Origin of the sequence: Streptococcus sp. HF-1907 (genome assembly GCF_015594605.1) — a bacterium.
In the GTDB taxonomy this organism is placed as follows: Bacteria; Bacillota; Bacilli; order Lactobacillales; family Streptococcaceae; genus Streptococcus.
Map to the genome: position 1 here is coordinate 1 of NZ_JADNQT010000012.1, position 12,719 is coordinate 12,719.

Here is a 12,719-nt window from a genome sequence, read left to right on the forward strand (position 1 = left end):
CCGCTGTCTTTAAGACCTTCAAGAAATACAAATCCTACATCGCAAACGCCCTGGAGCTCCCTTATTCTAACGCCAAGCTAGAAGCCACTAACAAACTCATCAAGGACATTAAGCGTCAAGCTTTCGGATTTCGAAACTTCAAGAACTTTAAAACAAAAATTCTCATTGCTTTGAACATCAAAATAGAGAGAACCAATCTGATTCTCTCTAGATGTTAGTGATAAGTCAGCCACTACAGTTGACAATGAGCCACTTTTCCTATCTCTTAAAGACGTGAATTCAATTCTGCTGAAAGTTCTTCAAATCCTGGTTTACCAAGAAGGGCGAACATGTTTTTCTTGTAAGCTTCAACACCTGGTTGGTCAAATGGGTTAACAGCGTTGAGGTAACCTGACAAACCGATTGCCAATTCGAAGAAGTAGATAACATAACCTAGAGTGAAGGCATCTTGTTCTGGAAGAGTAACAAACATATTTGGTACACCACCGTCTGTGTGAGCAAGAAGCACACCGTCAGTTGCTTTTTTATTAACGAAGTCAACATCTTTACCTTGGAGGTAACCAAGTCCGTCAAGATCTTCTGACAATTCAGGAATCACAACGTTTTTACGTGGTTTGTCAACACGGACAACTGTTTCAAATAAGTTACGGTTACCTTCTTGGATGTATTGACCAAGTGAGTGAAGATCTGTTGAGAAGTTAGCTGATGTTGGGTAGATACCTTTTTGGTCTTTACCTTCTGATTCACCGGCCAATTGTTTCCACCATTCACCGAAATATTGAAGTGATGGTTCGTAGTTGGCCAAGATTTCAGTCACATAACCTTTGCGGTAAAGAACGTTACGAACAGCTGCATATTGGTAAGCGATGTTTTCAGAAATTTTATCTGAAGTCAATTCTTTACGAGCTGCGTTAGCACCTTCCATCAATTTCGTGATGTCCGCACCTGAAGCAGCAATTGGAAGCAATCCAACTGGTGTCAAAACTGAGAAACGTCCACCAACATTGTCTGGAACAACGAAAGTTTCCCATCCGTTTGCGTCAGCTTCAACTTTAACAGCACCTTTAACTTTATCAGTAGTTGCGTAGATACGCTTGTTAGCTTCTTCTTGACCGTATTTTTTAATCAAAAGTTCTTTGAAGACGCGGAAGGCAATAGCTGGTTCAGTTGTAGTTCCTGATTTAGAGATAACGTTAACTGAGAATTCTTTGTCTTGAACGTATTCAACAAGATCAGCAAGGTAAGTTGATGAAATTGAGTTACCAGCGTACAAGATTTGTGGCGCTTTACGTTCTTCGGCTGTCTGAAGGTTAGCAAAATGGTTGTTCAAGAAGTCAATAGCTGCTTTAGCACCGAGGTATGAACCACCGATACCGATAACAACAAGCACTTCGCTGTCTGATTTAATTTTTTCTGCTGCTTTAAGGATGCGAGCAAATTCTTCTTTATCGTAGTCTTCTGGAAGGTTAACCCATCCCAAGAAGTCTGAACCTGGTCCAGTTCCTTCACGCAACATTTTGTCTGCTGCTGAAACTTGAACTTGAAGGTAATCCAATTCGTGTGGTACAACGAATTGATCTAGTACTTTTGAGTAGTCAAATTGAATATGTGACATGATAAGCTCCTTATAGTAAGATACAGTTTGTCACAATATATAGAAAGCGTTTTCTGTATATTCTAATAAACTGTTCACTTTTAAAAAAATGTTCTCTCTTATATTACTCTTTTATAGCTATTTTTTCAAGGCTTTTGACAGCTTTTTCATTATTTAAAAGCGTTACCACAATTTCCGAAAATTTTCATAAACTTTGCATAGCTTACAATTACTTTCTGAAACATTTTCATCATCCTATAATTCGTAAAAGTCGAAAGAAACAGAAAAAGAGCACACACCTGACATCGCTTAGGGCTGCTGGATTCCTCCCCTGACCCGCTTCACGCACAGATGTTGCTCCGTTAATTATTATAGCATATGCCATGAAAATTGCAAGTTAAAATTTTCAGCTTGCATGGCTAGTCAAGTGCCAATGCCCACAGATAGGGCACTGGTAAGCTCTAGCCAAGCGCTTGTCACTTCTCTTGCCCTTCTTCCACCAATCATCATCATGCCATTGACGCGAAATAAAGAGCATAGCTGACAATCTGTCCTGATAGGACGCCTTGCCACTAGGACAAACCTTCAAGCGACTTGCTTTGATTTTTTGAGAATGATGGGAATGGCTCATGACAACTCCCTCTAGCCTTATTTTTGGCGACGTTTCCTAAAGAAATCCTGCATAATCTGAGCACAATTGGCTTCCAGCACACCTGTTTCCACCTCAACACGGTGATTAAGACGGCTATCGGTCAAAATATCATAGAGACTACCAGCACCGCCGAACTTAGCATTTTTAGCCCCATAGATGACCTGTGAGATACGGGCAAGCCCAATAGCTCCGCTACACATGACACAAGGTTCAATGGTAACAAAAAGTGTCGAGTCTAACAGACGCCAGTTACCCACCGTCTCATTAGCTTGGTTGATAGCCATGATTTCGGCATGGAGAATAGCCTTATTCTCCTCCTCGCGAGCATTGTGACCGCGTCCAACAATCTGTCCGTCCTTGACAATGACGCAACCGATAGGAATTTCTTCCTTTTCTAATGAACGCTGAGCTTCTTTAAGTGCCTCAGACATGAAAAATTCTTTTTCTTCTTGGGTGAATTCCTGCATTACAGATTCCCCAAGTCCCATGATTTATGTGGCTGAGCCAAATCAACAGAAATGCCATTGGTGTAGCTTTCAGCTTGTTTGCGAAGCACTTCCAAGTGATTATCTGGAGCGATGCCCTCTGCTGGAAATTGTGGGACATGTGTCAGCACCAACTTCTTCACCTTAGCTGCGCTAGCGATTTGTCCCGCTTCCTTAGACGTCAAATGAGCAAAGTGATTTTCGTTGCCTTCAAAGAAATAGACATCAGCAAGGAAGAGGTCGGCACCCTTGGTGAATGGCGCAAGCTCTGGGAAATAGCCTGTATCTCCAGTGAAGACTAGGGTTTGACCTGTCTCGCGTTCCACAATGCGAAAGGCGTAACAAACCACGGGGTGAACAGTCTTGATGAAGGTCACATCAAACGGTCCAATCTGCTCGACACCATTGGTATGGTAGGCAATGCCTTGGGCAACATTTGGAAGCGTCAATTTTGAAAATTCATAAGTGTCTTCATCATGCCCGTAAACTGGCAAGATTTTTGGCTCCCAAAGGTGTTTAGGATAAAGCTGACGATAATGGTAGAAAACACCGAGGTCAGCTACATGGTCTGGATGATAGTGACTGATGATAACCGCATCCAAATCTAGAGGACTGATTTCTTTTTCAAGTTCATTGACTGCTCGACTTCCCGCATCCATAAGGAGTTGAAAGCCATTTTCTGCGGTAATTAAATAGCTGGTTGTCCCACCATCTTTGTATGGGTAACCACCCCAGCAACCAAGTGTTATTAGTTTCATAGGAATACCTTCTTTGTTTTATACTCTTTTTATTATATCAAATCGAAAGGGATTTTTCTGATTTGAGGTGATAAAAAGAAACCTAAACAGCGTCCAGATTTCTCTTCTATTAGAAATTACGTCCATTGGTTCCGTAGCCATAACGTTGCATAAAATTTTCACGGAATTCGAGAAGATTGTCGTCCATGATGGCTTGGCGAACGTCTTTCATAAGATTTACCAAGAAGTAAAGGTTGTGGTAAGATGTCAAACGGATACCGAAGGTTTCATCAGCCTTGAGCAGGTGACGAATGTAGGCACGCGTATAGTTTTTACAGGTGTAACAGTCACAGTTAGGGTCAAGTGGGGTGAAGTCTTCTGCAAATTGGGCATTCTTAACCACCAAGCGACCAAAGCTAGTCATACATGTTCCATTGCGGGCGATACGAGTCGGAAGGACGCAGTCAAACATATCAACCCCGCGGATAACCCCATCAATGAGGCTATCTGGCGCACCAACGCCCATGAGATAACGCGGTTTGTCGCTCGGCAACATTGGCACCGTGAAATCAAGAACGGCATTCATCTCATCGTGAGTCTCACCAACCGCGAGCCCACCGATTGAGTAACCAGGGAAGTCCATTGAGACCAAGTCTTGAGCTGATTGGCGACGAAGGTCTTCGAAACCAGCGCCTTGAACGATACCGAAAAGGCCTTGGTCATGCGGACGACGCTGAGCATTGAGCCCACGTTCTGCCCAACGGCTGGTACGTTCGATTGATTTTTTGACGTAGTCGTAAGGTTGGTAGAACTGCGGACACTCATCAAAACTCATCATGATGTCAGAACCAAGATTGTTTTGGATAGAAATGGCCTTCTCAGGTGACAAGAACATTTTTGATCCGTTGAGGTGGTTCTTGAAGGTCACCCCTTCTTCGGTAATGTTACGGCTTTCAGCCAATGAATAAACTTGGAAACCACCACTGTCCGTCAAGATAGCTTGGTCCCAGTTCATGAATTTGTGCAGACCGCCAGCTTTAGCAACCAATTCATCACCAGGGCGAAGCCAGAGGTGATAAGTATTTGAAAGGATGATGCCTGAACCCATTTCCTTGAGTTCTTCTGGGGATTGGGTTTTAACCGTTGCCTGCGTCCCAACTGGCATGAACATCGGGGTTGGGAAGGTGCCGTGTGGGGTGATGATTTCACCCAGGCGGGCTCCTGTTCGTTTGTCTTGCTTGATCAAGCGGTATTTGATCGGATGATCTGTCATGTTTTCTCCTTTGCTTCCACGAAAAACAGTCGTGGGCTTTCTTTTGAGCTCTGCTATTTTTCCAAAAAAATAAGCTTGCGCTTCTTAATCCTTTACGATTTTACCAAAAAAATAGGCTCTTGTCATGCTCACAAGCCAACTGTGGTATAATAAGTTATCATCTCTTTTGGAGGATTTATGACCATTTCAGACATCAAAGCTCAGGCTCGCGCAGTACTCAGAGGCTTGAGCGGTAAATACGCTTTATTTTGCCTACCGATTTTATTAACCATCTTGACCGCTGGTCTATCAGTGTATCAAACCCTGCTGGATCTGGGAGGAATCCAAGTGAGAGTGTCTGCCAGCTACTCACCGCTATTGATTAGCTATCTGCTTGATTTCTTTGTCTTATCTGTTAGCTTCATCATGCTTGATGTGATTCGTCATCAACGTCAGACAGTTCAATTTACGGATAATACTTACGCATTCAACCGAGCTATTTTTATGAAATTGCTGGTACTTCTAGTTTTGCGGTGGATTTACCTTTTCCTACTCAGTCTGCTTCCCGCCTTTGGCTTTTTGTTGGTGGGACTTGGGACTTACTTGCTAGGGAATACCATTACTCTGACTGCGATTATTCTCCTGGTTATAGGCATTTTAGTGACCGTCATTGGTCTGACAATCGTCATTCAACGCCAATACGCTTACAGCATGGCGCCATATCTACTCTATGACCATTTGGAAGACAATCGTTATTCCAGCGCACGCGCTATTTTGTCGCAAAGTGTCACCTTGATGAAGGGGAAAAAATGGAAATTCTTCCTGCTAGAACTCAGCTTCATCGGTTGGTATTTCCTTGTCCCTCTAACAATGGGACTCATTTATTTCTATGTTTTCCCGTATAACACAACAGCCCACCTTATCTTCTATAATCAGTTGGTTGCAGATAACTAACATAACTAGCACTTCGTTTACGCGAAGTGTTTTTTGATATAAAAAGAGGTTTGGAACCTTGATTCCAAACCCTCCTATAATATTTTAACCTGTTTAGCCTGACATTCTGGACAGATGCCGTAAGCCAACAATTGAACTTTAGTGATTTCAAATTGTGTTTGTTGGTGAGCCTCTTTGGCAATATCGAGAAGGTCAACATCCATGAAGTCAACGATTTTACCACAAGATTCACAGACGATATTGACATGTTGGTGTCCCATAAAGTCATAGTAGGTTGTGCTGTCATTACTGATTTTCAGCTCAGCCACAAAACCTTCTTCAACCAAGACTTTTAGGTTGTTATAGACCGTTGCTAGGCTCATGCCCGGAAATTTGGGCAAAAGGTCATGGTAAATCTTTTCAGCGCTGGGGTGCTCGGTACTTTTGACCATGTAAGCAACGATGGCTTTTCGCGTTTCCGTAATACGAATGTGTTTGTCTCTCAGATGCTCTAGGACATTTTCATAGGCATCTAAGGCTTGGTGATTGTGTGAATGAATGTCCATAGGGCTCCTTTCTACAACACTTTCCTCGTTTTTAGTAGGTTTATTATACCACAAATTCTCCCTACTTGCCTATTGGGACGCCTTCTCACTGAGCAGAGAGGTTGCGGTACTCGATTTTGAGGCACTTGTTCATGACAATATGCTGACGCCCTGCAGCGCGGAGGATTTCTTCAGCTTCTTGACTTTCTAAGCCTAATTGTGCCCAGAAAACATCAGCATCAGTCTTTAAAAAATCACGCGCCACATCAGGCAAGAACTCGCTGCGCCTAAAAACATCAACGATATCCATATGAACAGGCACATCTCGCAATGAAGCGTAAGCCATTTCCCCTAAAATCTCCTGACCAGCTAACTTAGGGTTGACGGGAATAATGGTGAAACCTGCTGACTGAAGGACCTTGGCCACACCATAGGCTGCTGAGTCTTCGCGGTTGGATAGCCCAACGACAGCGATGGTTTTAGCATTTTGGATGTAGTCACGGATGACAGATGGACTGGGATTTTGAAATGAATAAGTCATAGGAATTCCTTTCTAGTAGCGCAAATGCTACTTTCCTGATGCTAGAAAGCCCAAGTAGACCAAAGACCAGAACTTTTGGTCATTGGCTGGTCGAGTCATGGCTTTGAGGTAAAGTTCCTCTGCAACTGGCTTAGACATGATTCGCTTGATGGCATAAGGGCGGAGGTAGCCGAGGAGAAGATTGAAGACCGGCAAGACATCATCGCCGTGCTCAATCTTATTCTTAGCATTCACAAGTAAATCACGTTCCTCCTGAGTCACCTCAGGATTCAAAATCAAGTTGTAAAGAACCTCTAAAGGTTCTTTGATATCGATAGCTGGTTGCATGGGAGTCCTTTCCTTGGTTGCCAGTTTTTTTTGAGGGGGAGTATTAAAGTTGGTTCAAGGGTTGATTGGCAGTTGATTGCGTCGTTACGTGACTTGCTACCAGCCTAATCAACTGTGCGGAGGTCCTAGTAAAGCAGTCCAATGGACTGCTTTAGCCCGAGCCTGAAAATTCTAAAACGAAGGGGAGGTTTGCTTCGCAAGCCTTCCTGTCCTTGTACGCAGTAGGCTGTGGGCGAATGACAGCAGCGCTTCGCGACTTGTCACTAGCCTCACATCCCTTGCGGGGGCACTAAGACGAAATCACAGATTTCTGTAGTGCTCCCTCATTTAGCTTCATACCATGTTTCTCCATCATTTTCGTCGGCGATGAGTGGGACTGATAGTTGGATGGCTGATTGCATGGTGTCGGTGACTAGTTTTTTGATGGCTGCTAGTTCTACTTTTGGTACTTCTAGGACGATTTCATCGTGCACTTGGAGGAGCATTTTCGCTTCGTAGCCACCTTCTTCTAGGGCCTTGTCTAGGTTAATCATAGCGATTTTAAGGATATCGGCTGCGCTTCCCTGAATTGGCGAGTTAATGGCTGTGCGCTCCGCAAAGTTGCGAATGTTGAAATTACGAGAATTGATATCCGGTAATTCACGACGGCGGTGGAAGAGTGTCTCCACATAGCCCTTATCCTTAGCTTCACGGACAACGGTTTCCATGTAATTTTTGATACCATGGTAGCGTTCAAAATAGGTGTCAATGTACTGTTTAGCCAATTTACGTGGAATACCGAGGTTATTTGCCAAACCAAAATCTGAAATACCGTAGACGATACCGAAGTTAACGGCCTTGGCATTACGGCGGTCATTTGGAGTGACATCCTCAGGTTTTTCAATACCAAAGACACGCATGGCTGTTGAACTGTGAATATCAGCTCCTTCTTGGAAGGCCTTAATCAAATGCTCATCCCCAGAAATATGAGCCAGCACCCGCAATTCAATCTGTGAATAGTCAGAACTCAAAAGTACTGAATCAGCCTGCGATGGCACAAAAGCCTTACGAATAAGACGCCCTTGCTCCAAACGCACTGGAATATTCTGCAAGTTAGGATCTGCACTAGACAAGCGACCAGTCTGCGTCAAATCCTGAATATAACGGGTATGAATCTTCCCATCTTCAAGAATGAAATCCTGCAAACCAACAATGTAAGTTGACTGCAACTTAGCAATCTGGCGGTAGTCCAAAATCTTGGTCACAAGCAGTGACATTGGCGCCAAACGCTCCAAGACATCAACAGCAGTTGAGTAGCCAGTCTTGGTTTTCTTGGTCATTTCCACTGGCAAGCCTAATTTTTCAAAAAGGAGGATTCCCAATTGTTTTGGTGAGTTGATGTTGAACTCTTCGCCTGCCAAGTCGTAGATTTCCTGCGTGAGGTTGTCGATGACTTTCTGGTTCTCCACTTCCATTTCTTGCAGGGTTTCCTTTTTGACCGTGATTCCCTGGATTTCCATTTTGGCTAGAACATCAGCCAGGGGCTGCTCCATGTCAAAGAGGAGGGATTTCTGGTCGTGCTCTGCCAATTTTTCCAAGATAGGCGCTTCAGAAGTAATGAGGACTTGGACTTTCTTGGCTAAATGGCTGAGCAGCGCTTCTTTTTCAGGGATGGCACGTTTGGCACCCTTACCGTAGACTACCTCGTCTGTCTCAAGCGGAAGACTAGTGTAGAGACGAGCGATAGTTGACAACTCATTATCTTCTACGGTTGAAAGCAGGTACTTAGCCAGACGAGTGTCAAAGGCTGGCGCTGGCAAATCAAGACCAAGATGGCTAAGCAGAACCTTGGTACGCTTGAAGTCATAGGTTTTGATAGGCGCAGCTAGAGCTTTTTTAAATAGGTCATCCTGCAAAAGGTCCAAGTTAGTCGTCGCATAGATAGCTTTGCTATTTCCCCAAGCAAGACCAATCATATCGGCCACATGGTAGTTATCCCCAAACATCTCCATATAATAGAAAGTGTCGTCTGCGAACATGTCAGGCGTCAAGCTGTCAGTCACTTCGGTGTAGGCTACTTCGAAAGTTTCCTGCGGTGCTGTCTGCCCAGTTAAGGCTTCTTTGAAGAGCTTGAAATCCATCTCGTCGTAGAACTTGGCTAGCGCTTCAATGTCTTTAGGTCCAGAGTAGGTGATGTCATCAAGTCCAATTGTGATTGGTGACTGGGTGTCAATGGTCGCCAAAGTCTTAGACAAGAAAGCCTGCTCCTTGTCGTTGATGAGGTTTTCTTTCATCTTAGACTTCTTCATGCCATCGATATTGTCGTAGATGCCTTCGAGAGAACCGTACTCTAAAAGCAGTTTGAGCCCAGTCTTCTCACCGATTTTGGTCACGCCAGGGATATTATCAGACTTATCTCCCATGAGGGCTTTGAGGTCAATAAACTGCGCTGGGGTAATGCCCATTTTATCCATGAGGTAGGCTGGGGTGAATTCTTCAAACTCAGCCACACCTTTTTTGGAAATTTCCACAATAGTGTTGCTGTCTGTTAATTGAATCAAGTCCTTGTCACCAGAGACAATGGTCACATCGTATTCATCCACATTTTCAGCCAGTTTATCAATGGTTCCGATGATGTCGTCAGCTTCGTATTGGTCTAATTCATAATGCTTGATACCAAGCAATTCTAGCTGTTGACGGATGTAAGGAAACTGCTCACGGAATTCATCTGGTGTCTTGGCACGTCCACCTTTGTAGTCGGCATACATCTCCGTACGGAAGGTGGTTTTACCCGCATCAAAGGCTACCAAAACATGGGTCGGTTGCACGCGCTCCAAGAGATGGTTGAGCATGAGGTGAAACCCATAAATAGCATTGGTGTGAAGACCGCTAGCATTTTTAAAACGGTCAATTTGATTGTATAGTGCAAAAAAGGCACGGAAGGCTACCGATGAGCCATCAATTAAAAGTAATTTTTTCTTGTTAGTCATGCTTTTATTATAACACAAGCCCTTGTGAAATAAGGGATTTTAACCCCAAAAGACAATCTGGGAGCCTACTGAAAAGTCATCTCTCACAATTTCATAGAGACAGAAAATGAGGAATCACTCTAAATTGGAGTTGATCCCTCATTTCTTGGCTCTATCAGTTAGCACTAGTGTTTTAGGCGCTAATGATTATCTCACATCTAATGATCTGACGCTAATGATTAATCCTTTTTACGACGACGTCTGTCAGCTAAACCTAACGCATCTAAGATGAAGCCAATGCCTGTAGCAACTGTTGCTGTTGTATCTTGTTCACCTGTAGATGGAAGCGTTGCTTGTTTAGCAGTACTTGTAGGAATTGTTGATTGTGTCGTAGACGTTGAAGTTACCGTTGTAGCTTTAGGTTGAGATGTTGTTGAGGTTTGTGGTTGTGAAGTTGGAGTTGGAGTTGTTGGCGTACCAGTTGTATTTTGTGGTACTGTATTAAACCATGGTGCTAGTTAATTTATCTAATTTAAAGCAATGTCCAAAATCGCTTGCGCCACACCTGCCTCATCGTTGCTAGCTGTCACGTGCTTACAGATGGTCTTGACCTCGTCCGTCGCATTGCCCATAGCCACGCTGACCCCTGCGAACTCAAGCATTTCAAGGTCATTTGCCGCATCGCCCAGTGCCATGACTTGGTCTGGGGCAAAGCCCAAGTGCTGCGCTAATTGTTTAAGGGCACTAGCCTTGGTTGTACCTTGAGGCATAACTTCAAAAAGGTAACTCTGGCTTCGCACCGTGCTGAAGGACTGGCTGACTTCCTCAGCCATGTCAGCTTGAAAAAAGTCTAATTGGTCCGGCTCTGCCATATACATGGCTTGGAAGATGATGTCTGTATCGTCTTTCAGTGCTTCAAAACTGGTTGCCTTTGCTGTGTCAAAGACAAGTCCTGCGTCGTACTGCACTAATTCTGGGACCGCGTCAGCCAGGGCATAATAGGTATTTTCAGTCGTCAAGGTCAAACACACCTGTGGATAATCACTGACAGCGTCAGCCAATTGTCCCACCTCATCAAACGTCAACTGAGCTGAATGCACCAAGTCCCAAGTCTTGGTATTGTAGACGCTGCAGCCGTTGTTCATGATGATGTACTCCTCATCGGTCAGCCCCAGCTGCTCAAAGTAAGGCAGGATGCCTGATCGCGGACGTCCCGTGCAGATGACAATCTTAATACCCGCCTGCGCCGCCTCTTGAATGGCGTCAATATTGGCCTGCGGAATCTTCTTCTCGCTATTTAAAAGCGTCCCGTCCATATCAATTGCAATCAGTTTTACCATCATTTTTCTCCTGTTTTTTCTGTGTCTTGCCATTTGACTTTGGGTAAATGCCACTGGCGCTTGTAACCGAGCATGCGTAGGCAGGTGATTGCCAGCACCAAGAGGTAGTAGCCTGTCGAGTTGGAGGCTAGTTTGAAGTAGAGGATGATGCCAGCTAGCACCGACCAGCCGGCATAGACTTCGCTCCGAAGTACCCCAGGCTTGCGCCCAGCCAATACATCCCGAACGACGCCACCGCCAGCTCCTGTCAAAACTGCTGCTACAATCACCGCACTCAAAGGTTGCTGCATCCGAATGGCATAGAGAGCTCCCTGAACACTAAAGGCCGCTAAACCAATAGCATCTGTCAGCACCTCTGCTTGCATCCAGCGCTTGTTGATAGCATTTGGAAAAATTATGATGATAAGCATAGCGACTAGAGCCACATAAAAAGCTGGTCCCTGATTCCACAGCATATGAATGGGCAGACCAATCAACAGATTGCGAATAGCCCCGCCACCAAAAGCCGTCACAAAGCCAAGGATGAAAATCCCCAGAATATCAAAGTCCTCTTCCATAGCCACGATGGCTCCCGACAAAGCAAAAGCCACCGTCCCCACCAAGTTCAAAATACTCCAAATATCAACTGACACGACCAGCTCCTTTATACTAATTTCCCCCTTAGTTTACCATTTTTAGAGGGAAAAAGGGAGGGCTTAGGGAAAATTAAAATCTTATCCGAACATCAGAACACCTAAAACTCTCATAGACGATAGTCAGTCAACTCCTTTGACCCGTCCGCTGGGCGGTGAGCTTCCTGCAAAAATACATTGACCACTCCGCCCGGCGGTGGGACTCCTACAAAATTACATTGGCTACTCCACCCGGTGGTGGGGCTCCTGCAAAATTACATGAGCTTATCCGCTCGGCGGACAGTATTTATCCTAATAATAAATGACAATTCACTGATAACGGAATCTTTGAGAGAGTAACAGTCCAGTGGACTGTTACTGCCTGAGCCTAAAAACGAAGAAGCGAAGGGGCTCTAAAATTAGCAATGGAACTCCGAAGGAGGTTGCTTGCGTCCGCACTACCTTAGAAAATATCAAAAATCAGTTTTGCTGTACTCATTACCAGCACTAAAAAAACCACCCGGAGGTGGTTGACTCTTAAATCTCTTTACCTAGTGCGAATTTTGTTCCTTTGAGGGCACCTTTAAGCATAAATTTAAAAGGTTTACCTGTCACAGTTGCTTGTTTTTTGTCCAAGTCAACGACAACTTTTTCCACACCGCGGACGGCTGAGAGTTTTTCTGTAACAGTTTTGACACAGCCGTCACATTTCATACCAGTTACTTCATACGTTTTTTCCATAATCATTTCCTAC

At 44.3% G+C, this 12,719-nt stretch carries 15 protein-coding genes and 1 other RNA gene; 2 read left to right on the forward strand and 14 right to left on the reverse strand.

What is annotated here, in order from left to right; translation table 11 throughout:
* A partial coding sequence (locus IYQ92_RS07060; RefSeq protein WP_195676014.1) for a transposase occupies nt 1-218 on the forward strand: 218 nt, incomplete at its 5' end.
* A 47-nt stretch (nt 219-265) separates the two neighbouring features.
* Here IYQ92_RS07060 and IYQ92_RS07065 read toward each other — a convergent pair.
* The 6 genes from IYQ92_RS07065 to tgt form a co-directional block, all read right to left on the reverse strand.
* Entirely contained in the window at nt 266-1,615 is a 1,350-nt protein-coding gene (locus tag IYQ92_RS07065) for a glucose-6-phosphate isomerase (protein ID WP_195676015.1), read from the reverse strand.
* Nucleotides 1,616-1,867: 252 nt separating this feature from the next.
* Nucleotides 1,868-1,965, reverse strand: an RNA gene (ffs, locus tag IYQ92_RS07070) — signal recognition particle sRNA small type.
* Nucleotides 1,966-2,000: 35 nt separating this feature from the next.
* Nucleotides 2,001-2,225 carry a hypothetical protein gene (locus IYQ92_RS07075; protein ID WP_195676016.1) on the reverse strand — a complete coding sequence of 75 codons (225 nt, stop codon included), beginning with the start codon at nt 2,223-2,225 and terminating at the stop codon, nt 2,001-2,003.
* 17 nt (nt 2,226-2,242) lie between these two features.
* Nucleotides 2,243-2,713, reverse strand: coding sequence for a tRNA adenosine(34) deaminase TadA (gene tadA / locus IYQ92_RS07080; RefSeq protein ID WP_195676017.1), 471 nt, complete (start codon nt 2,711-2,713; stop codon nt 2,243-2,245).
* Nucleotides 2,713-3,489 (reverse strand): MBL fold metallo-hydrolase, encoded by a 777-nt coding sequence (locus tag IYQ92_RS07085; protein WP_195676018.1) that lies wholly within the window; start codon nt 3,487-3,489, stop codon nt 2,713-2,715. Before IYQ92_RS07085 ends, tadA begins: the two co-directional genes overlap by 1 nt.
* A 109-nt stretch (nt 3,490-3,598) precedes the next feature.
* The gene (gene tgt, locus IYQ92_RS07090; protein WP_195676019.1) at nt 3,599-4,741 is read right to left on the reverse strand and encodes a tRNA guanosine(34) transglycosylase Tgt; all 1,143 of its coding nucleotides are present in this window, start codon (nt 4,739-4,741) and stop codon (nt 3,599-3,601) included.
* Nucleotides 4,742-4,918: 177 nt separating this feature from the next.
* On the opposite strand from tgt, the gene IYQ92_RS07095 reads away from it, so the two are divergent.
* The gene (locus IYQ92_RS07095) at nt 4,919-5,674 is read left to right on the forward strand and encodes a DUF975 family protein (protein ID WP_195676020.1); all 756 of its coding nucleotides are present in this window, start codon (nt 4,919-4,921) and stop codon (nt 5,672-5,674) included.
* Nucleotides 5,675-5,748: 74 nt separating this feature from the next.
* On the opposite strand, the gene perR is transcribed toward IYQ92_RS07095, so the two are convergent.
* From perR to IYQ92_RS07135, 8 genes are all read right to left on the reverse strand, one after another.
* Nucleotides 5,749-6,219, reverse strand: a complete 471-nt coding sequence (perR, locus tag IYQ92_RS07100; protein ID WP_195676021.1) for a peroxide-responsive transcriptional repressor PerR — start codon at nt 6,217-6,219, stop codon at nt 5,749-5,751.
* 85 nt (nt 6,220-6,304) lie between these two features.
* Nucleotides 6,305-6,739: a CoA-binding protein gene (locus tag IYQ92_RS07105; RefSeq protein ID WP_195676022.1), complete on the reverse strand. Its 435-nt coding sequence runs from the start codon at nt 6,737-6,739 to the stop codon at nt 6,305-6,307.
* 27 nt (nt 6,740-6,766) lie between these two features.
* On the reverse strand, nt 6,767-7,066 hold the full coding sequence (locus tag IYQ92_RS07110) for a bacteriocin immunity protein (RefSeq protein ID WP_195676023.1): 300 nt from the start codon (nt 7,064-7,066) through the stop codon (nt 6,767-6,769).
* A gap of 323 nt (nt 7,067-7,389) precedes the next feature.
* A complete protein-coding gene (gene polA / locus IYQ92_RS07115) occupies nt 7,390-10,035 on the reverse strand; it encodes a DNA polymerase I (RefSeq protein ID WP_195676024.1) in 2,646 nt (881 codons plus the stop codon).
* A 218-nt stretch (nt 10,036-10,253) separates the two neighbouring features.
* Entirely contained in the window at nt 10,254-10,391 is a 138-nt protein-coding gene (locus IYQ92_RS10715; protein ID WP_195676072.1) for an LPXTG cell wall anchor domain-containing protein, read from the reverse strand.
* Nucleotides 10,392-10,541: 150 nt separating this feature from the next.
* Complete coding sequence (locus IYQ92_RS07125) at nt 10,542-11,354, reverse strand: Cof-type HAD-IIB family hydrolase (protein WP_195676073.1); 813 nt, start codon at nt 11,352-11,354, stop codon at nt 10,542-10,544.
* The gene (locus IYQ92_RS07130) at nt 11,354-11,986 is read right to left on the reverse strand and encodes a trimeric intracellular cation channel family protein (RefSeq protein ID WP_195676025.1); all 633 of its coding nucleotides are present in this window, start codon (nt 11,984-11,986) and stop codon (nt 11,354-11,356) included. Before IYQ92_RS07130 ends, IYQ92_RS07125 begins: the two co-directional genes overlap by 1 nt.
* A gap of 516 nt (nt 11,987-12,502) precedes the next feature.
* Nucleotides 12,503-12,706, reverse strand: a complete 204-nt coding sequence (locus IYQ92_RS07135; RefSeq protein ID WP_195676026.1) for a heavy-metal-associated domain-containing protein — start codon at nt 12,704-12,706, stop codon at nt 12,503-12,505.
* Nucleotides 12,707-12,719: the final 13 nt, after the last annotated feature.